Source organism: Pilimelia columellifera subsp. columellifera (assembly GCF_039532605.1).
Lineage (GTDB): Bacteria > Actinomycetota > Actinomycetes > Mycobacteriales > Micromonosporaceae > Pilimelia > Pilimelia columellifera.
Window position 1 is genome coordinate 120,791 of record NZ_BAAARY010000004.1, and the last position, 20,276, is coordinate 141,066.

General features: G+C 70.8%; 19 protein-coding genes. 1 reads left to right on the forward strand and 18 read right to left on the reverse strand.

Annotated features, from left to right (window positions below; genetic code table 11):
* Positions 1-4: 4 nt before the first annotated feature.
* On the reverse strand, positions 5-1,336 hold the full coding sequence (hisD, locus tag ABD287_RS06220) for a histidinol dehydrogenase (protein WP_344169887.1): 1,332 nt from the start codon (positions 1,334-1,336) through the stop codon (positions 5-7).
* 46 nt (positions 1,337-1,382) lie between these two features.
* Here hisD and ABD287_RS06225 point away from each other — a divergent pair, with 46 nt between their 5' ends.
* Positions 1,383-2,063 carry an LON peptidase substrate-binding domain-containing protein gene (locus tag ABD287_RS06225; protein WP_344169628.1) on the forward strand — a complete coding sequence of 227 codons (681 nt, stop codon included), beginning with the start codon at positions 1,383-1,385 and terminating at the stop codon, positions 2,061-2,063.
* Positions 2,064-2,065: 2 nt separating this feature from the next.
* Here ABD287_RS06225 and ABD287_RS06230 read toward each other — a convergent pair whose 3' ends face one another.
* The 17 genes from ABD287_RS06230 to murG all read right to left on the reverse strand — a co-directional run bounded on the left by ABD287_RS06230 (position 2,066) and on the right by murG (position 20,276).
* Positions 2,066-2,752, reverse strand: a complete 687-nt coding sequence (locus tag ABD287_RS06230; protein WP_344169630.1) for a DUF2567 domain-containing protein — start codon at positions 2,750-2,752, stop codon at positions 2,066-2,068.
* Positions 2,753-2,818: 66 nt separating this feature from the next.
* Positions 2,819-6,361: a DNA polymerase III subunit alpha gene (dnaE, locus tag ABD287_RS06235; RefSeq protein WP_344169632.1), complete on the reverse strand. Its 3,543-nt coding sequence runs from the start codon at positions 6,359-6,361 to the stop codon at positions 2,819-2,821.
* 255 nt (positions 6,362-6,616) lie between these two features.
* On the reverse strand, positions 6,617-7,024 hold the full coding sequence (locus ABD287_RS06240; protein ID WP_344169635.1) for an SSI family serine proteinase inhibitor: 408 nt from the start codon (positions 7,022-7,024) through the stop codon (positions 6,617-6,619).
* Between the two features lie 252 nt (positions 7,025-7,276).
* Positions 7,277-8,566 carry a MinD/ParA family ATP-binding protein gene (locus tag ABD287_RS06245; protein ID WP_344169638.1) on the reverse strand — a complete coding sequence of 430 codons (1,290 nt, stop codon included), beginning with the start codon at positions 8,564-8,566 and terminating at the stop codon, positions 7,277-7,279.
* A gap of 207 nt (positions 8,567-8,773) precedes the next feature.
* Positions 8,774-9,559: a hypothetical protein gene (locus ABD287_RS06250; protein ID WP_344169641.1), complete on the reverse strand. Its 786-nt coding sequence runs from the start codon at positions 9,557-9,559 to the stop codon at positions 8,774-8,776.
* A 4-nt stretch (positions 9,560-9,563) separates the two neighbouring features.
* A complete protein-coding gene (locus ABD287_RS06255; protein ID WP_344169644.1) occupies positions 9,564-10,499 on the reverse strand; it encodes an RluA family pseudouridine synthase in 936 nt (311 codons plus the stop codon).
* Positions 10,496-11,236 (reverse strand): signal peptidase II, encoded by a 741-nt coding sequence (gene lspA / locus ABD287_RS06260; RefSeq protein ID WP_425565515.1) that lies wholly within the window; start codon positions 11,234-11,236, stop codon positions 10,496-10,498. The genes ABD287_RS06255 and lspA overlap by 4 nt, the downstream gene beginning before the upstream one ends.
* Entirely contained in the window at positions 11,200-11,625 is a 426-nt protein-coding gene (locus ABD287_RS06265) for a TraR/DksA family transcriptional regulator (RefSeq protein WP_344169647.1), read from the reverse strand. Before ABD287_RS06265 ends, lspA begins: the two co-directional genes overlap by 37 nt.
* A 622-nt stretch (positions 11,626-12,247) precedes the next feature.
* The gene (locus ABD287_RS06270) at positions 12,248-12,682 is read right to left on the reverse strand and encodes a hypothetical protein (protein WP_344169650.1); all 435 of its coding nucleotides are present in this window, start codon (positions 12,680-12,682) and stop codon (positions 12,248-12,250) included.
* A gap of 36 nt (positions 12,683-12,718) precedes the next feature.
* Positions 12,719-13,543 carry a DivIVA domain-containing protein gene (locus ABD287_RS06275; protein ID WP_344169653.1) on the reverse strand — a complete coding sequence of 275 codons (825 nt, stop codon included), beginning with the start codon at positions 13,541-13,543 and terminating at the stop codon, positions 12,719-12,721.
* Between the two features lie 58 nt (positions 13,544-13,601).
* Positions 13,602-13,892 carry a YggT family protein gene (locus ABD287_RS06280; RefSeq protein WP_344169890.1) on the reverse strand — a complete coding sequence of 97 codons (291 nt, stop codon included), beginning with the start codon at positions 13,890-13,892 and terminating at the stop codon, positions 13,602-13,604.
* 86 nt (positions 13,893-13,978) lie between these two features.
* On the reverse strand, positions 13,979-14,620 hold the full coding sequence (locus tag ABD287_RS06285; protein WP_344169656.1) for a cell division protein SepF: 642 nt from the start codon (positions 14,618-14,620) through the stop codon (positions 13,979-13,981).
* 201 nt (positions 14,621-14,821) lie between these two features.
* The gene (locus ABD287_RS06290; protein WP_425565511.1) at positions 14,822-15,571 is read right to left on the reverse strand and encodes a YggS family pyridoxal phosphate-dependent enzyme; all 750 of its coding nucleotides are present in this window, start codon (positions 15,569-15,571) and stop codon (positions 14,822-14,824) included.
* Positions 15,572-15,579: 8 nt separating this feature from the next.
* Complete coding sequence (gene ftsZ / locus ABD287_RS06295) at positions 15,580-16,701, reverse strand: cell division protein FtsZ (RefSeq protein WP_344169661.1); 1,122 nt, start codon at positions 16,699-16,701, stop codon at positions 15,580-15,582.
* A 244-nt stretch (positions 16,702-16,945) separates the two neighbouring features.
* Positions 16,946-17,716, reverse strand: a complete 771-nt coding sequence (locus tag ABD287_RS06300) for a cell division protein FtsQ/DivIB (protein WP_344169663.1) — start codon at positions 17,714-17,716, stop codon at positions 16,946-16,948.
* A complete protein-coding gene (murC, locus tag ABD287_RS06305; RefSeq protein ID WP_344169665.1) occupies positions 17,713-19,140 on the reverse strand; it encodes a UDP-N-acetylmuramate--L-alanine ligase in 1,428 nt (475 codons plus the stop codon). Before murC ends, ABD287_RS06300 begins: the two co-directional genes overlap by 4 nt.
* Before the next feature lie 29 nt (positions 19,141-19,169).
* Positions 19,170-20,276, reverse strand: a complete 1,107-nt coding sequence (gene murG, locus ABD287_RS06310; protein ID WP_344169668.1) for an undecaprenyldiphospho-muramoylpentapeptide beta-N-acetylglucosaminyltransferase — start codon at positions 20,274-20,276, stop codon at positions 19,170-19,172.

The following is a 20,276-nucleotide window of genomic DNA, read 5'->3' on the forward strand; positions in this document are numbered from 1 at the left end:
CCGGTCAGCCGTCGGTGGGGAAACGGACGCGCACGGCCTGGCCGTGCGCCGGGAGATCCTCGGCGTTGGCCAGGTTCACGACGTGCTCGGCGACCTCGGCGAGCGCCGGGGCGTCGTACTCGATGAGGTGGACGCCGCGCAGGAACGACTGCACCGACAGGCCCGAGGAGTGTCGGGCGCACCCCCCGGTGGGCAGGACGTGGTTGGAGCCGGCGCAGTAGTCGCCCAGGGAGACCGGAGCGTACGCGCCGACGAAGACGGCGCCGGCGTTGCGGACCCGCATCGCCACCGACCGGGCCTGCCTGGTCTGGATCTCCAGGTGCTCGGCGGCGTAGGCGTCGACGACCCGCAGGCCGGCGTCGATGTCGTCGACCAGGACTGTTCCCGACTGTGGGCCGGCCAGTGCGGTGGTGATCCGCTCGACGTGTTTGGTCGCGGGGACCTGCCTGGTCAGCTCGGCGTCGACCGCGTCGGCCAGCTCGGTGGAGGTGGTGACCAGGACGCTGGCCGCCAACGGGTCGTGCTCGGCCTGGCTGATGAGGTCGGCGGCGACGTGCGCCGGGTCGGCGGTGTCGTCCGCCAGGATCGCGATCTCGGTCGGGCCGGCCTCGGCGTCGATGCCGACGACGCCGCGCAGCAGACGCTTGGCGGCGGTGACCCAGATGTTGCCGGGGCCGGTGATGACATCGACCGGCTCACACCGGTCGGCGGGACCGGCGGCCCCGTCGCTGCCGTAGCCGAGCATGGCGATGGCCTGGGCGCCGCCGACGGCGTAGACCTCGGTGACGCCGAGCAGCGAGCAGGCGGCCAGCACGCGGGCGTCGGGCAGACCGCCGTTGTCGGCCTGCGGTGGGCTCGCCACGACGAGCTGCTCGACGCCGGCCTCCTGGGCCGGAACGACGTTCATGACGACCGTCGACGGGTAGACCGCCAGACCGCCGGGCACGTAGAGGCCCACCCGCCGCACCGGGATCCACCGCTCGGTGACCGTCCCGCCGGGGACCACCTGGGTGGTGTGATCGGAGCGGCGCTGGTCGCGGTGGACCCGTCGGGCCCGCGCGATGGCCTCCAGGAGCGCGGCGCGCACCGCCGGCTCCAGGGCGCGCCCGGCGGCGTCGATCTCGGGCTGAGGCACACGCAGGCGGGTGATCGTGACACCGTCGAAACGCTCGGTGGCCTCGGCGATCGCGGCGAAACCGCGCTCATGGACCGCCTCGACGAGCGGACGGATGCGCTCGACGGCCTCGGACACGTCGAGCTGGGCGCGGGGCAGGGCGCCCCGGGGGTCGGCGGAGCTGCCCCGCAGGTCGATACGGCGCAACGCAATCCCGGTCAGCACACAGGCAGTCTACGGCGCGGCGGGGCGCGGCTAGGCTGGCGGGGTGAGCGTCGCGCTGCCGCTGTTCCCGCTGAACACGGTGCTGTTCCCTGGGCTGGTGCTGCCGCTGAACGTCTTCGAGGACCGGTACCGGGCGTTGGTGCGTCATCTCATGGATCTGCCCGACGGCACGCCGCGCGAGTTCGGCGTCATCGCCATCCACCGGGGCGAGGAGGTCGCGCCGGCGGCGGGTACCCGGGCCGGCGCGGCGGTGACGCTGCACTCGGTGGGCTGCGTGGCGTCGCTGCGGCAGGTCACCGAGCGCGAGGACGGTCGTCTTGACATCGTCGCGGTCGGCGGTCGACGGTTCCAGATCACCGGCTTGGAGATCACCGACAAGCCCTATCTGGTGGCCGACGCCGAGGCCCTCGCCGACGAGGCCGGGGACGGCGCCGACGAGCTGGCGCCCCGGGTGTTGGCGGCGCTGCGTGGCTACCTCGCGACGCTGCGGCCGGAGGCGGAGCTGGCCGAACAGCTGCCCGATGACGCCCGGCTGCTGTCGTACCTGGTGGCCGCGACCGCCGAGCTGACCGTCGCGGACCGGCAGCGGCTGCTGGCCGCGCCGGACGCCGCCACCCGGCTACGGATGGAGTTGGGCCTGCTGCGCCGGGAGACGCAGCTGCTGGCCCGGGTCCGGGCGGTGCCGCGACCGTTGTCGCACTGGGCGGTCAGCCCGCTGAACTGACCTCAACGGCGGCGGAACAACCGGGGCCTGAGGCCGGCGCGGCGCTCGGCGCCGTGTCCGGAACCCTGGTCGGGGTGCGGCCCCGACGCCACCGACGGGTCCGCCGCCGGCCAGGGCGGATCCGGCTCGGGCTCCTCGTGCGGGCGCAGCGTCTCGTGGCGGGACCAGCCGGCGAGCAGCGTGTAGGCCACCGCCGCCCCCAGGCCCGGGGCGAGCACGTCACCGCCCACCATCGGCAGGAAGCCCCACAGCAGGCGCGCGTCCGCGGACCGCAGATCGGCGGGCTTGCCGAACTCGCTGCCCACCGCCGCCGAGTCCAGCAGACGCTCATAGGCGTCCAGACCGATCTGACGCCCCAGCCACCAGGCCACCAGGCCCGCGGCGAACGCGCCGACGGTCACCGCCATCAGCTGCGCGGTCCCGCGGCGACGACTGCCGAACGTCCACGCCGCCACGGCCGCGAGCGCCCCGAAGCTGAGGCCAAGCAGGACGAACCATCCGTCGGCGGCGATGAACTGCTCCGGCTGGGCCTCAATCAGGACCGCGCCGTCATCGGTCATCCGCAGCGGGACCGTCGGGGCGAGCAGCCACCACAGCAGCCCCAACGGCAAGCCGCCGGCAGCGACAGCCAGACCCAGCAGCAACGTCCCCCGGCGTCCGGACCGAGGGGGCGTCTCTTGTTCGGACAATGCGTGCTTCCCCCGTCTGCGAGCCTGAGCCCACAGCTTGCCAGATCGACCGCCGTGCCGCTCCCGTCAGCCGGCTACCGCGCTGGGGCCGAGCAGCGCCTTGAGGTCACCCTTCAGCGCGGTCGTCGGCGACACCCGGTACGGGCGCAGCCGAAGCAACGTCGTCCCGGCGGCCCCCACCAGCTTCACATGCACCTCGGCGTTGCCCGGATGGCTGGTGAGCACCTCGTCCAACCGGTCTATTACCGGCGGCGTGCAGCGCGGCGCGGGCAGCGTGAGCAGCAGCGGCTTCACCTCGTCGGCGGCGGTGATCTCCGGCACTGACAGGTCCATCGCCATCAGCCGGGGCTGATCGTCTCGCCGGTCGATCCGGCCACGCACGACCACGATGGCGTCCTCGGCGAGGTACTGCCCGACGACCTCGTAGGTGTTGGGGAAGAACAGCACCTCGACGGCCCCACCGAGGTCCTCCAGGCTGGCCGACGCCCAGGCCCGGCCCTGCTTGGTGATCCGCCGCTGGACCCCGGACAGGATGCCGGCCAGCGCCACCACCGCGCCGTCCGCCACCGTGCCTTCCTCGTTGAGCGCGGCGATGGGCATGTCGGCGGCGGCGGACAGCACATGCTCCACACCCAACAGCGGGTGGTCCGACACGTACAGGCCGAGCATCTCCCGCTCGAACGCCAGCAGCTGGGTCTTGTCCCACTCGTGGGCGGGGATGGTCGGGGTGACGACCATCGCCGCGCCCGGCCCGGCTTCTGCCGCGTCGCCGAAACCCCCGCCGCCGAACAGGTCGTACTGACCGACGGCCTCGTTCTTCTTGAGGTCCATGAAGGAGTCGACGGCGTCGGCATGGATGTCGAGCAACGCCCGCCGCGGGTGTCCCATCGAGTCGAAAGCGCCGGCCTTGATGAGCGACTCCATCGACTTCTTGTTGCAGGCCACCCCGTCGACCTTGCGCAGGTAGTCGTAGAAGTCGACGTACGCGCCCTTCTCCCGCCGGCACCGGCGGATCGCCTCGACGACGTTGCCGCCGACGTTGCGGATCGCGGCGAGCCCGAAGCGGATGTCCTCGCCGACGGCGGCGAACCGGGCGTTGGACTCGTTGACGTCCGGCGGCAGCACCTTGATGCCCATCCGGCGGCATTCGGCCAGGTAGACGGCGGACTTGTCCTTGTCGTCGCCGACGCTGGTGAGCAGGGCGGCCATGTACTCGGCCGGGTAGTTGGCCTTGAGGTACGCCGTCCAGTAGGAGACCAGGCCGTATCCGGCGGTATGGGCCTTGTTGAAGGCATAGTCCGAGAACGGGACCAGAATGTCCCAGAGGGTCTTGATCGCCGCGTCGGAGTAGCCGTTGTCCCGCATGCCCTGCGAGAACGGCACGTACTCCTTGTCGAGGATCTCCTTCTTCTTCTTGCCCATCGCGCGGCGTAGCAGGTCGGCGGCGCCGAGCGAGTAGCCGGCGAGCTGCTGGGCGATCGCCATGACCTGCTCCTGGTACACGATCAACCCGTAGGTGTCGCCCAGGATCTCCGACAGCGGCTCGGCCAGCTCGGGGTGGATCGGCACGACCGGCTTGCGGCCGTTCTTACGGTCGGCGTAGTCGTTGTGGGCGTTGGCGCCCATCGGGCCTGGCCGGTACAGGGCCAGGACGGCCGAGATGTCCTCGAAGTTGTCCGGGATCATCGATCGCAGCAGCGACCGCATCGGACCGCCGTCGAGCTGGAACACCCCGAGGGTGTCGCCGCGGGCCAGCAGCTCGTAGGTGGGCTTGTCGTCGAGGGCCAGCTCTTCGAGGACCAGGTCGATGCCGCGGTTGTCCCGGATGGACTCCAGGCAGTCGTCCATGACCGTGAGGTTGCGCAGGCCCAGGAAGTCCATCTTGAGCAGGCCGATGTTCTCGCACGCGCCCATGTCCCACTGGGTGATGATCGCGCCGTCCTGCTCCCGCTTGTGGATCGGCAGCACGTCCACCAGCGGATCGCGGGACAGGATGACGCCGGCGGCGTGCACACCCCACTGGCGTTTGAGGCCCTCCAGGCCCTTCGCCGTGTCGACGATCTTGGCGACCTCGGCGTCGGTGTCGTAGAGGGCGCGGAACTCGGTCGCCTCCGGGTAGCGCGGGTGGTCGGGGTTGAAGATCCCCCCGAGCGGGATGTCCTTGCCCATCACCGCCGGCGGCATCGCCTTGGTGATCCGGTCCCCCATCGCGAACGGATAACCGAGCACCCGCGCGGCGTCCTTGATCGCGGCCTTCGCCTTGATCGTGCCGTAGGTGATGATCTGGGCGACCCGCTCCTCGCCGTAGCGCTCGGTCGCGTACCGGATCATGTCGCCGCGTCGACGCTCGTCGAAGTCCATGTCGATGTCGGGCATGGAGACGCGCTCGGGGTTGAGGAACCGCTCGAACAGCAGACCATGCGGGATCGGGTCCAGCTCGGTGATGCCGAGGGCGTAGGCGATGAGGGCACCGGCGGCCGAGCCACGACCCGGCCCGACCCGGATGCCCTCGCGCTTGGCGTAGGCGACCAGGTCCGCGGTGACCAGGAAGTAGCCGGGGAAGCCCATCGTGAGGATGACGTCCAGCTCGTACTCGGCCTGCCGGCGGTGACCGTCCGGGACGCCCGAGGGGAACCTGCGCTCCAGCCCGCGCAGCACCTCCTTGCGCAGCCACGTCTCCTCGGTCTCCCCCGCCGGCACCGGGAACTGCGGCATGAGGTTCCGGGAGGCGAACACCGACGAGTAGTCGCCGATCTTCTCGGCGATCTCCAGGGTGTTGTCGCAGGCGCCGGGGACCTCGGCGTCCCACAGCGCCCGCATCTCGGCGGCCGACTTGAGATAGAAGTCACGGGCGTCGAACTTGAACCGCTTCGGGTCGGCCATTGTCGACCCGGACTGGACGCACAGCAGCACCTCGTGCGCGTCGGCGTCCTTGGCGAAGGTGTAGTGCAGGTCGTTGGTGGCCACCGGCTTGAGGTTCAGCCGCTTGCCGAGACGGATCAGGTCGGCCCTGACCCTGGTCTCGATGTCCAGCCCGTGATCCATCAGCTCCAGGTAGAAGTTCTCCCTGCCGAAGATGTCGGCGAACTCCCCGGCCGAGGCGCAGGCCTTGTCGAAGTCGCCGATCCGCAGCCAGGTCTGGATCTCGCCGGAGGGGCAGCCGGTGGTGGCGATGAGCCCCTTGCCGTACTGGCGCAGCAGCTCGCGGTCGGCTCGGGGCTTGAAGTAGTAGCCCTCCAGGCTGGCGCGCGAGCCGAGCCGGAACAGGTTGTGCAGGCCCTCGGCGTCAGCGGCCAGCATCGTCATGTGGGTGTAGGCGCCACCGCCAGAGACGTCGTTCTCGCCGCCGTCGGCCCACCGCACCCGGACCCGGTCCTGCCGGGGGGTGTTCGGGGTCACATACGCCTCAAGGCCGATGATCGGCTTGACGCCGGCCTTGACGGCCTGCTGGTAGAAGTCGTAGGCGCCGAAGAGGTTGCCGTGGTCAGTCATCGCCAGGGCCGGCATGTCCAGGCGTCTGGCCTCGGCGAACAGGTCGCCGAGGCGGGCCGCCCCGTCGAGCATCGAGTACTCGGTGTGCACATGCAGGTGGACGAACGAATCCGACACGCGAGGACCTCCAGCCCGATGACCGGGGGTTACCTTATCGGTCCCCGCCGACAGCGCCGGTCGGGACGCACGGGCGCGTCGAGGGCGCCGGGCGTGTCACCGGACCATCGCGCCGGCGCTGGCGCGCGGCGCCCGTGGTGGCGCGGTCCCAACTGCACGACCCGGGTGCGTCGAACGTCGGTTGGCGGACGCATTCGGTCGGTAGACGACGCTACCGACCGAATGCGTCCCAGCCCACCGGTATGACCGAGTCGGTCAGATCTGCCAGAGAACGCTGGCGGAGTCCGCGAAGATGCAGGGGTTACCGAACTCGCGCTCGTAGCTGTAGCGATCGTTTCCGATGACGCCCGAGAAACGGACGAGGATCGGGGCATACTCCCTGGTGCAGATGGAGTTCCACTCCCGGTCGACCTTGGCCAGCTGGCCGTCCACACGGTCGATCTCGCGGCAGGCCGCGACGCGGTTGGCGTGCGTCCCGCCGACCGGCTTGCAGCGCAGGGTGCTGGTAGTGACCTCATCGACGCCGGGGCCGGAGACCGAGATCTCGGCGTTCACGTACAACCGACCACCCGCCTCGCCGGCCTGCGCCGGGACGGCCATGGACACGCTCATCGCGACGACAGCGGCGACAGCGGCGACGACTCCGAAAATGCGCTTCAACATGTTAATTACCACCTATCAATAAATGGCTATCGGATGAACACCGCGACTTTCCGACGGAACCCCCGGCCGCCGAGAATGGTCGCGGACAACGGCCTGACTATAAAGGACGGTCGGTGTCGGCCGCGCGCCGAACAGCATTCACTGTGACGACCGTCGCCCCGATTATGGGATGATCAAAAAGCCTGACGTCGGCACAGTTCTATATTCGTCAATGAATTGAGCGCGTCTAGCTCTGGAAAGAGCGCGCCCAGCTCAGGAATCGACGAACGGCGCCATGATGGTGGCCGCCACGCGCAGCCACCGCCGCCGGGTCGCGTCCGCCAGCATGGGCAGGTCGATCGACGATCCGGATTCCAGGGCCGGGTCGTACGGCGCCGACACCACGGCCCGGGTACGCGCGGCGAAGTGCCGCTCCAGGTCGTCATGTAGCGGCGATCGCGTCGGGGACGCCTCCGAGATCAGGGTGACGGCGCCGGCCGCCAGCTCGCCGAGCCCGACATCGTGCAGCAGGTCGATCATCCAGTCGGCCGCGAACGCGGCATCCTCGCGCGGCACCGTGGTGATCACCAGCTGGTCGCACTCCCGCAACACCGTCTGCCAGTTCGGGCTCTGGACGTTGTTCCCGGTGTCGACACACACCACCTCGTGGGTTCGTCGCAGCAGGTCCAACACCCGCTGCACCGTCTCCGCGTCGAGGCGGGTGGCGAAGCGCGGGTCCTCCTCCCCGGCGAGGATGTCGTAGGAGGCGTCAGCGGCGTGCCGCAGGTAGGCGTCAAGCTGCTCCCGTAGCTCGATGCCCTGAAGGCGCTCCACCGCCGCGAGGTCGGCCAGCAGATGGCGGATGGTGCGGGCGTGGCGGGCGGTGCCTGCGCGAAGGCCGAGCGTGCCACGCAGCTCATTGTCGTCCCAGGCGATGACGCCACGACCCCGGACCGCGCCGACCGTCGCCGCGGCCAGGACCGTGGCGGTGGTTTTGTGCACGCCCCCCTTGGGATTGGCGAACGCCACCACCCGGGGCCGGCCGAACCCTCGCCGCAGCACAACCGCCGGATCGTCGGACGCCTGAGCCGCCTTCCGCCACTCGACCTGCCCGCCGTAGCCGGCGAGCAGGGGTACCGGCGCGCGGGGCGGGGGCGCCGGCGCGCGGGGCGGGGCGGCGGAGATGAGCGGAAGCAGCTGCGTCGACGCTGGAGGCATGGACCGGGCGGACATCGTCCGGATCGGTTTCGGAGCGTCCAGGGGAGGAGGGGGCGTCGGCAGCTGGTCCGTGGGCTCCTCGCTCGCCGGGTCGAACGGGGCCGCCGGAGGCGGCTCGAACAGCACCGGCTCGAACAACCGTGGTGGCGAGGGCGCGACCCGCCCGGCCGCGCGGCCGGGTGCGGAGTCCGGCTGGGGCCAGTTCGCGTCAGGGGCCAGCCAGGAAAGGTCATCGCCCGGGTCCGGTGACGCCTCGCTGCCGCGCTGCCGCGCCCGGTCGAGCAGAGCGCGCCAACGAGCCGCGGGTGGCGCGGGCCGGTCCCGTCCGGTGTCGGTGCCTTCCACGATCGCCTCCCAGCACCGTTCCTCCGGCCCAGTCACAGGCTACGGACGAAACCGTTGTCAGACCACAGCCGACAACGAGCGCGCGCCGCCGGCGGCGGACCGTTCGCGCCCGCCGGCAGGTTCAACGTAGGCACACCGGCCGGAGATGCGATTCATGGCGATTTAGCTAGATTATTCACGGTGACAGAACGGGACGAACCACTGTCACTAGGAAGGTCCGCGCTGCTCGGGAAGGGGCGGCAGGAACACCGCCCGATCGATCCGGCCGACCTCCGGCGCCAGGTCCACCATCCGGACGCCGGCCCGTCCCGCGACGTCCGACAGCGCCTCCGGCGTCGCCCGGACGACCAACGCGTACACACAGGAGCAACCACCCCGGTAGGCGGCTGCCTCGGCAGCGGCCGCCTGCTGCTGCGTCAGGTAGGAGGCACGCAGGCGACGCTGGGCCTCGCCGCCGCCCTTGAGCCCCCGCAACAGCTCCTCCATGTCCAGCACCTCCCCCTCCCGGCGCAACGCCAGCTGCTGCATGCCCGACAGCACGTCCGCCGGCACCCGGAACGCGTCGATCCGAGCAATCCGGACAGGAGACCGCGGCAACGGCACACGAACGAACACCGCCGACACCGACACACCGCTCGTCACCGGCGCCACCCGGTCCGGGGCCAGATACGCCGACAGCGTGACAAGGGCGTACATCTCGACACCCGGGCTCGACCGCGTCATCGACCGCAGCTCCTGACGACTGGCGGACGCATACGACGGAAGGCTCTCGCCAGCCGCCACGCCCACCCGCGCCTCGGTCGCCTGGCTGGCCGGCAGGTCCGCCAGACTCACCCGCCAGATTCCGACGGCGAGCAGCAGCGCCGTGGCCAGGGCGCCGGCGAAGACCATCCGCCGCCGCCGGTGGATCACGCGGCCACAGTGGACTATTCCCTCGGCGATCACCGGCAGTGCCCGCTCATCGAGACGACGAGTCAGGTCGGCTAAGCCCACCCGCTCACCCGGTCCGTTGCAGCTTCGCCAACGCCTCGGCAAGGTCCTGGGGATACTCGCTGACGAACCGCACCGGTTCGCCGCCGCTGGGATGCGCGAACCTCAGCTCACGGGCGTGCAGCCACTGCCGGGCGACGCTCAGCCGGGCCGCCAGTGTGGGATCGGCGCCGTAGGTGATGTCGCCGACGCAAGGGTGCCGCATCGCTGAGAAATGCACCCGGATCTGATGCGTCCGGCCCGTCTCCAGCTGGACGTCGATGAGGCTGGCCGCGGCGAACGCCTCGATCGTGTCGTAGTGCGTGACGCTCGGCTTGCCGCCGGAGACGACCGCCCACTTGTAGTCCAGATTCGGATGCCGGTCGATCGGCGCGTCGATCGTTCCCCGGGACGGATCGGGGTGGCCCTGGATCAGCGCGTGGTAGCGCTTCTCGACGTCACGCTCCTTGAACGCCCGCTTGAGCATCGTGTACGCCAGCTCGCTCTTCGCGACGACCATGAGGCCGGTGGTGCCGACATCGAGGCGGTGCACGATGCCCTGACGCTCGGCGGCGCCGCTGGTGGAGATGCGATGACCCAGCGCGGCCAACCCGGCCGTCACCGTCGGCCCGGTCCAGCCCGGGCTCGCGTGGGCGGCCACCCCGACCGGCTTGTCCACGACGGCGATGTCGTCGTCGGCGAAGACCACCCGAAGACCTTCGACCCGCTGCGGCGGGCGCACCTCGGCCGGCGCGGGCGCCGACGGCAACGTCACCTCCAGCCAGCCTCCGGCCCTCACCCGGTCGGACTTGCCACGGCGGACGCCGTCGATGAGAACGTCGCCGTTGTCGACCACGGCGGTGGCGGCCGTGCGGGACAGTCCGAAGATGCGGGATATTGCCTGGTCAAGTCGCATCCCGTCCACACCGTCGGGCACCGGCACGGTGCGGGTCTGTCCGGTCATGAGGTAGCTCCGCTCGCCGCGTCACGGTCGTTGGTCGGTTGGTCAGGTTTGGCAACGGGCGCGTCACCGGCGACAGGCGCTGTCGCCGCGTCCGGAGCGGTCGGATGACCGGGCCGAAGCCGTCGGCCGTCACGCTGGCGCCCGGTCAACTCCAGGAAGACCGCTGTCCCGACCCCGATCATGAGCGCGCTGTCGGCCAGATTGAACACCGGCCAGACGGCGCCCCGCTCATCGAAGAGCGAGACCATATCGACCACATGGCCGACGAACGTGCCCGGGGCGCGGAACAGCCGGTCAGCGAGGTTGCCTGCGGCACCGCCCAACACCAGGCCCAACGCCACCGCCCAGGCCACCGACCGGAGACCACGGGCCAAGAAGGCCAACGCGCCCAGCACCACGACCGTGATGATCGTGAAGATCCAGGTGTGGTCCTGGCCGAGGCTGAACGCGGCCCCGCTGTTACGGGTGAGGGTGAGGTAGACCGCGCCGCCCAGCAACTGGACCGGCGGCTGCTGCTCCAGGTGGGCCAACGCGAGCTGCTTGGTCACCGCGTCGGCGAGCAACACCAACGCGCCGGTGGCCAGCAACAGACTGATGGCCCGTCGCGACGGCGGGCCATCAGCGGTCGTGCGTGGCTCTATCAACGGTGGTCCTCCCCAAACGGCCGTCGGGCCCGCGGCGGGCCCGACGGTGAAATCTACTAGCGCCGCTCCTCGAGCTGCTTGCAGGTCACGCAGAGCGTCGCCGCGGGAAACGCCGCCAGCCGTTCCACCGGGATCGCGCTGCCGCAGCGCTCGCACCAGCCATAGCCGCCCTCGTCCAGCCGTTCCAACGCCCGTTCGAACTGGGTGATGCGCTCCATCAGCCCGTTCGCGAGGGTGATCTCCTGCTCGCGCTCGAACGTCTTGGTGCCGGTGTCGGCCTGGTCGTCGCCGGCGGAGTCGGTCAGCCGCTCGCGTTGGAGCTCGGTGAACTCGGCGATCGTCTGGACGTACTCCGCCGTCAGCTCGTCCTTGCGCTCGGTCAGAGCGGTGCGGATCCGCGTGGTCTCCGCCTCGGTGCGTGCCTGCCGCGGGGCGGTAGCGGCGCGGGCGGAGGTGCTCCGGGTTGCGGCGGCCTTAGACATGGTCGCTCCCTCAGTTCGGCTGGCGGCGGTGGATGGCGTTGAGACAGCCGGGTCGGTGCGCCCCGACCTACGGCGCCGCGACGCCGTAGGGCTCGTCGCAGAGGAAACTACCGGCTCCGCCGTGGCGGCGCCCACCACCGCGGCGCCGCTCGCTTTGGGCTTCGTGACGGGTTTCGCCTCCGCGACAGGTTCGGCCTTCGCCGCCGGCTTCCGCTTCGTCGGTCGGGCCGGGTCAGTAGGCTCAGCGCCGCCGCGCGCGCCCTTCGGTTCGACCGCCGCTTCGCGCACGGACTTCGCCCGCTCGGCCATGAGGCCCCCCACCTGCGAAACGGTGCGCGACCGGGCCGTCACGCACTCCAATGGCTGGCAACGATACGTAACCGCGACGCCAGCGACAACACGCCGCTCCGGCGCCAGCGCCCGGGCCCGATGGACTGTCACGCGTCGATGCCGGGGGAGATTAACCCGCCTGGGTCGATCCAAACGTGAACGCCTCATTTGCCGGTCGTACGCACGCCCTCAGCCCACGGGCCGCCGTAGTCGCTCAACCCGGCGGGCCAGATCGTCGGGCTCACGCCGGGTTTGACCCGTACGGCCACTGTCGCCGGAGCGGACCGGGCCATCATGATCGGGGCAGGCTAGCAAGCAGAGCGGCAGCGGGGTCGCAACTGTGGCACGGACGGATTCCCGCGGCGGCGGCGGTGGCCACCGGAATCAGGCGGAAGCCACCAGGAGGCAGGCGGGCGCAGTTAGGGAGGTGGAAGCTGAGCGGCGCATCGGTGACCGCCACCGCGTCCGGCAACGCCGCGAGCCTGGCCTTGACGCCGGGCGAAAGGTCGTGGCCGCCGCCAGGACGGTCACGGACCGGCGTCGCCGGGCGGGACGCCCGCGCCATTCGGCGGCTGGCGGCGGTCTGCCGAACTCCGGCGAACAACGCCGCCGCCGCGAGCAAGCTGACCGCGATCGAGGACATCAGGACGCCGCCGGAGCTGCTCGCGAGGCCGATGACGACGAGCACGATAGCGACGAGGATGAGCGCCAGACTTGCTACAACCACAGCTCACCCCCGCCGCATCGGCTCAGATCAGGCGGGTCAGCGGCCGCCGGCGTCGATGCCGGTCCGACCGTAGGGACCGGAGAGTCCAGCCGCGGCCAAGCCGCCGCCGCCGACGCCCCGACCGCCCTCAGCGCGGGTCATCTCGGCCTCCAGTCCCTGCCCGCGACCGTCCAGGTCGCGCAGCTGACTCTCCAGGTATGCCTTGAGTCGGGTGCGGTACTCGCGCTCGAACTGCTTGAGCTCCTCGATGTGCTTCTGCAACGCCGAACGCTTGGCCTCCAGGCCGCCCATGGCCTCCTGATGGCGCTGCCGAGCGTCGCGCTCCAACGCGTCCGCCTTGGCGCGGGCCTCCCGGGTCACCTCCTCAGCCTTGCCGCGGGCGTCCGACAACAGCTTGTCCGCCTCACGACGTGCGTCGTTGACGTGGTCGTCGGCGGTCCGCTGCGCCATCATGAGAACGCGCAGCGCCTGCTGCTCGCCGTCGCCGCCGGAGACCGGCACGACCGGACCTGCGCTGATCGACGGTCCGGGGCCCTGCGCCCGCATCTGCTCCAGGTCGGCCTGCATGGCGCGGGCGGCCTGCTCGGCGGCGGCCTTGTCCCGCTGCACCCGGTCGAGCTGGGCCTTGAGCTCGTTGAGCTCGGCGGCGAGACGCGGGTCGGCGGCGCCGCCCGCGGGGGCCGCACGGCCTCCGCCGCGCTCCACCTGGGCGCGCAGCTCGTTGTTCTCCTCGATCAGACGGGCGAGCTCGCGCTCGACCTCGTCCAGGAAGGCGTCGACCTCCTCCTCGTCGTACCCCCGCTTGCCAATCGGGGGCTTCTTAAAGGCGACGTTATGAACGTCAGCCGGGGTCAGCGGCATCGAAACTCCTCGGGTCAGTCGCGGCCGCGCGGCTCGCTGGCAGACGATCAAACGGCCGTCAGAAAGCGAGCTTGAGCAAATTCATTAGCACGAACAGGATAACCAGCAGTACTAGCGAGGCCAGGTCGAAGCTCACGGTACCAACTCGCAACGGGGGGATCACACGCCTCAACGCCCGCAGCGGCGGATCAGTGACGCTCCACACGGCTTCCATCCCGGCGGACGCGCCGCGGCCAGGCTGCCACCGGCGGCCGTACTGGAGCACGGCCTCAAGCACGAACCTACCGAGCAGCACCAGAAAAAATACGTAGATCACCAGATACAGGACCTGGCTGACGATCGACAACAGCACGCGCGCCGCTCCTTCTATGCCGGCCCCGGACGACACCGCCGGGCCGGCGCGGCCGAGGGCCGGGACGGGTCAGTGGGACCGGGTCAGTTCTGGTTGAAGAATCCACCCTCGGCGATCTTCGCCTTGTCCTCCGCGGTGACCTGCACATTCGCCGGCGACAGCAGGAAGACCCGGTTTGTCACGCGCTCGATCGTACCGCGAAGCCCGAACGCCAGGCCCGCGGCGAAGTCCACCAGGCGTTTCGCGTCGGCCTCGTCCATCTCCGTGAGGTTCATGATGACCGGGGTACCGTCGCGGAAATGCTCCCCGATCGTGCGGGCCTCGTTGTACGTGGTGGGGTGCAGGGTGGTGATCTGGTAGCGGCGTTCGTCGTCCTCAGCGACGCTCGCCCGCTCGCGTGGGGTTGGCTGCGGGGCCAGCGCGACGTTGTCGCGACTGGGGTATCCGTTGCCGGTCGACGGCGCTGGGCGGGTAATCGAACGGACGCTCGCCGTACGTTCGGCGCGGTCGGCACGGACCGGGTCGAGTCGCTCCGACCGGGCGCGCGGCACCGGCGGCTCGTCCAGCTCGTCTTCGTCTTCGTCGGTGAACTCCTCGGCGTACCGGCTGGAGCGGTAACCGCTCTCCCGGTACGCGGGCTCGGTGTAGCCGCGCTCCCCGTAGCCGCGATCGTCGTCGTCCTCGATCAGCCCGAGCCAGACCCCGGCCTTACGTAAAGTGCTCATCCGCCCACCTCGCTCCGCTCGACGTTCCGCCATGGCGGGTCACGCCGCTGATCCCTACGCCGACGCATCGCCCACCGACGTCCCGGCCCGGTCAGGCTCCAGGCCCGCGCCGACCACCGGTAATGATCTTCGAGAGATGATGCCCGATCGACGACGGCTTAAACAACACGGTTGTAACTCACGGTTGCGAACGGCGCCAGGCTACTCCAGCGCCGCTCGCGCCCCCAGCACAGCGCTGCCGATCCGCAGATGGGTCGCCCCGTGCGCCACCGCGTCCTCCAGGTCGCCGCTCATCCCCGCCGAGAGCACGTCCACCTGCGGATACCGCTGCCGAACCGCCGCGAACAGCGCGCCCAGCCGCGCGAACGCCGGCCCCGCCGACGGGGCCGGCGGGGCCACCGCCATCAGCCCACGGAGCCGCAGGGCGTCATCGGCCGCGATCGCCGCCAGCACCCGGTCAAGCTGGCGGTCCGGCGCCACGGCGTCGCCGGCGACCGCCCCGCCCCGGTGTGACAGGCCGTCCAATGAGACCTGCGCGAGAACGTCGAGCCGACCGGCGCCCACCCGGCCCGCGGCTGCGGCCGCTCCCAGAGCGGTCGCCAGGCGGACGCTGTCCACCGAATGCACCATGTCCGCATAGCCGACCACCGACCGGCACTTGTTGCGTTGGAGCTGGCCGATGAAGTGCCACCGGACCGCCGCGCCGGCGGCCGCTACCGCCGCGGCCTTCGCCGCAGCCTCCTGATCGCGGTTCTCCCCCACCTCGGCCACGCCCAGACCGGCCAGCCGGACCACGTCCTGCGCCGGGTAGGTCTTGGTCACCACGATCAGCGTGACGCTGTCGGACGGCCGACCGGCGGCGCCGCAGGCAGCGGCGATCCGTTCCCGGACCGCCGCCAGCCCCGCGGCCAGCTCGCGTTGCCTCTCGTCGGTCATCGCCGCAGCGCCCATCGCTGGGGTCAGGAGCCGTTCTTGAGGAAGTCCGGCACATCGACGTCGTCGAACAGGACCCGCCGCGGCGGCGGCGTCGCCGCCACCGTCGGCGGCGCGGCCACCACCGGCGGAGCGGGCGCCGCCGCGGCCGAGGGCTGGCTCGGAGCGACCCGGCCCGACTCGGCCGGCTTGTACGACGGGGCGCCGGCGTCGAAGCCGGCGGCGATGACGGTAACCCGGACCTCGTCGCCGAGCGCGTCGTCGATGACCGCGCCGAAGATGATGTTCGCGTCGGGGTGGGCCGCATCGGTGACCAGCTGCGCGGCGTCGTTGATCTCGAACAGGCCGAGATCGGACCCGCCGGCGATGGAGAGCAGCACGCCACGCGCGCCGTCCATGCTCTGCTCCAGCAACGGGCTGGAGATCGCCGCCTCGGCGGCGTCCACCGCCCGCTTCTCGCCCCGGGCGCTGCCGATGCCCATGAGCGCGCTGCCCGCGCCGGACATGACGCTCTTGACGTCGGCGAAGTCCAGGTTGATCAGGCCGGGCGTCGTGATGAGATCGGTGATGCCCTGGACGCCCGACAGCAGAACCTGGTCAGCCTGCCGGAACGCGTCCATCATGCTCATGCTGCGGTCGCCCAACGCCAGCAGCCGGTCGTTCGGGATGACGATGAGAGTGTCGCACTGGTTGCGCAGCTCATCGATCCCCGACTCAGCCTGCACCTGACGACGCTTGCCCTCGAACGAGAACGGCCGGGTGACCACCCCGATCGTCAACGCTCCCAGCTTACGGGCGATCTGCGCGACGACCGGCGCGCCGCCGGTGCCCGTGCCGCCGCCCTCCCCACAGGTGACGAAGACCATGTCGGCGCCCTTGAGCACCTCCTCGATCTCGTCCCGGTGGTCCTCTGCCGCGTTCTTGCCGACCTCGGGCTGCGCGCCGGCGCCGAGGCCGCGCGTCAGCTCCCGGCCGACATCGAGTTTGACGTCCGCGTCGCTCATCAGCAGCGCTTGGGCGTCGGTATTGATCGCGATGAACTCGACGCCCTTGAGACCGACCTCGATCATGCGGTTCACCGCGTTCACGCCACCGCCGCCGATTCCGACGACCTTGATGACAGCGAGGTAGTTGTGCGGAGGTGTCATCCGGCAGGGTTCCTTCCGGTTGCGGGTGAACGACCACCACGGCCCGCCAGACGCGCCGCCGTCCACCACGTGCTAGGAGAAGAGCGAGGGGAAACCCTCACCCTCTACTAGAGCCTTAGAGTGTTGTCAACTACTGACCTTCAACCGCAACGTAAGCGTCCATCGGACGTGATCCAAGGATGTTGTCGGCGTGTCGCTGCACGGACGCGAGTCAGGTTCCCGACACCCCCGCCACTGTGGTCGTTCAGCGACTCGTAGTGACGACGTCCGGCGCGCTGACATCGATCCGCCGATCCTGACGGCTCAGCAGCGCCAGCGTCGTGCGGGCCTTCGCCTCGCTGTCGGCGGCGTCACCCCAGAAGACCACCCGGCCGTCGAGCAGACGCAACGTGATCCGGGCCGGCGACTCCACCACCAGCTCCCGCACCCGCCGCGACAGCTCGGGGGGCAGCGCCGTGAGCACCCGCAGCGCCGACGTCGTCGGCAGATCCGCCGGCCCCGGACGGGCCAGGCGCACCAGCGGCAGTCCGGCCGGCCGCTGCGGCGCCTGCTGGAACACCACGCCCGCGCCGTCAAAGAGCAGGAAGGCGCGGCCGCTCGGCGCGGCGGCCACCGCCGTGCGCTCCCACACCCGCACCCGGACCACGGCCGGCCAGTCCCGCGACACCTCGACCCGCTCCACCGCCGGCAGGGTCTCGACCCGCTGCCGCGCCGCGGCGAGGTCCACCCTGGCCAGCGGACGACCGAGCCGGATGTCCGCGGCCGCCGAAACCTCGTACGGTGTGAGCACGGCCACACCGGACACCTTGACCGCACGGACCCCGAACAACGGCGAGTCGTACACGATCCAGAGACCAGCGGCCAACAGCGCCGCGACACCGAACGCCGTCAGCCACGGCGCCGCCGCCCGCAGCCGCCGACGGCGGGCCCGCTGCGAGAACCGACGCACCGAGTCGGGCACGGCGTCGGTGCGCGCGCGCACCAACCGCCAGCGACGACGGCCCGGCTCGGTCATCCCGCGGCGCCTCCCGACAATGCGACCAGCAACTCATCGCCCAGCATCGAGATCGGCGGGGCGCCCATGGTCACCACTACATCACCCGGCCGGGCCCGGCGCACCACTTCGCCGGCAACATCCACCCAGGCGTCGACAAAAACCTTACGATCGGACGGCAACGCCACCGATGCGGCCAGCGCGGCGCCGCCGTCGCCCGGCAGCCGCTTCTCGCCGGGCCCGAAGACCTCCATGACGATCGCCTCGTCGGCCAGGGACAACGCCTTGGCGATCTCCTCATGCAGCTCGCGGGTCCGGTAGACCCGGTACGGCTGGAAAACCACCAGCAGCCGGCCCGCGCCGGCGACCTCCCGCAGGGTCCGCATCGCCGCGGTCATCGCGGTCGGGTGATAGGCGTACTCGTCATAGACGCGCACGCCGCCCGCGACGCCCTTGCGCTCGAACCGGCGACGCACCCCGGGAAAGGACGCCAGAGCCTCCACAACCGACCCTGCCGGCACACCGAGCCGCAGCGCCGTGAGCACCGCAGCGGCGCTGTTGAGCGCCATGTGAGCGCCAGGCACCCGGATCGCGAACCCGCCCAGCGGCTGGCCGTCCAACTCGGCCAGGTAGCGGGCGCCGTCGGCGGTGGAGACCAGCTCGCTGACCCGCAGATCAGCGTCCGGGGACAGGCCGTACGTGTGCACGACGCGGCCACGGGCGCGCAGCGCCTCGGTGAGGCGACGGGCGCCCGGGTCGTCCGCGCAGGCCACGACGAAACCGTCGACGTCGACCAGCTCGCCAAACTCGACGAAGGCGGCTTCCAACGTGGCCAGGTCCCCGTAGGTGTTGAGGTGGTCAGCCTCGATATTGGTGACGATCGCCACATGTGGCCGGTACAGCAGGAACGACCGGTCGCTCTCGTCCGCCTCGGCCACGAAGAGATCGCCGCTGCCGTGGTGAGCATTCGCCCCGGGGGTGGAGATCTCCCCGCCAATGACGAACGACGGGTCCGCCCCGGCGTGCTGGAAGATCAACGTCACCATCGAGGTGGTCGTCGTCTTGCCGTGGGTGCCGGCCACGGCGATGGTCTGCCGCCCGGTCATCGCCGCCGCGAGCGCCTCCGAGCGGTGCAACACCCGCAGCCCGCGTCGCCGCGCCTCGGCCAGCTCCAGGTGGTCGTCCGGAATAGCGGTCGAGTAGACGACCGTGTCGACGCCGTCGAGGTTGGCCACAGTGTGACTCATGTGGACAACCCCGCCCAACGCCCGCAGGCTCGCCAACGCCGGCCACTCCCGCAGCTCGCTGCCGGTGACCCGGACGCCCCGGGTGAGCAGCAGCCGGGCCAGACCGCTCATGCCGACGCCACCGACACCGATCAGGTGCACGACGCCCAACTCCTCGGCTGTCAGCACGCCCGCCGGGGTCAGCTTCGCGGTGTCCACAACGTCCTCTTCTCGTCCACGACCGGGCTTTACCAGCTCACGGCTTCGAGCAGAAAGTCACGTAGGGCCTCGTCGCCGTCGCGGCGACCATACGCCGCCGCGGCGGCGCCCATGTCGGCGAGTCGGGACGGATCGGCCAGCAACGGCAGCACCGTGTGTTCGATCAGCCCGGGGGTCAGCTCGGCGTCATCGACGAGCAGCCCTCCGCCGGCGTCGACGACCGGCCGGGCGTTGCGGTACTGCTCCCGGTTGGAGTGCGGGTACGGCACGAAGACGGCAGGCATCCCGATCGCCGACAGTTCGGCACAGGTCATCGCGCCGCCCCGAGCGATCATGAGGTCGGCAGCGGCGTAGCCCAGCTCCATCTCGGCCAGGTACGGCAGCGTGACATAAGGGCTGGGCAGGCCCTGGGGGATGTCGACAGCGTCGTTACGGGCGCCAATGACGTGCAGCACCTGGACGCCGGCGCGGGTGAGCGCCGGCGCGGCGCCGGCGACAGCCAGATTGATCGACCGGGCGCCCTGGGAGCCGCCCGAGACCAGCAGTGTCGGCAGGTCGGGGCGCAGCCCGAAGCGTTCCCTGGCCTCGGCCCGCCGGCCGGCGCGGTCCAGGGTGCTGATGCTCTGGCGCAGCGGGACGCCGACGAGCCGGGCGCCCTGCAGGACCTCGGACTGGGCGAGCTGGTGCGGGAAACCGACCGCGATGTTCTTAGTCATCTTCATGCCGAGCCGGTTGGCCACTCCCGGCGGCATGTTCACCTCGTGAATGATCATGGGCAGTTCGCGCTTCCATGCCGCCAGGTACGCCGGCACCGCCACATACCCGCCGAATCCCACCACCGCCTCGGCCTTCACCTCGTCCATGATCTTGCCCGCGGCGCGCGCCGCCAGCCACATCCGGTGCGGGGTGCGCATCAGGTCGACGTTGACCGAACGCGGCAGCTGGTAGGCCGGAACGTGGCGCAGGTCGTACCCGGCCGGCGGGATGAGCTCGTTCTCCAACCCGCGTGGCGTGCCCAGGCAGGTGATCTGCACCTGCGGGTCGTGCCGACGAAGGCATTCCGCGAAGGCCAGCAGCGGATAGACGTGACCGCCGGTGCCTCCGCCCGCAAGCACCACCGACCGCAGCGTGCCCAT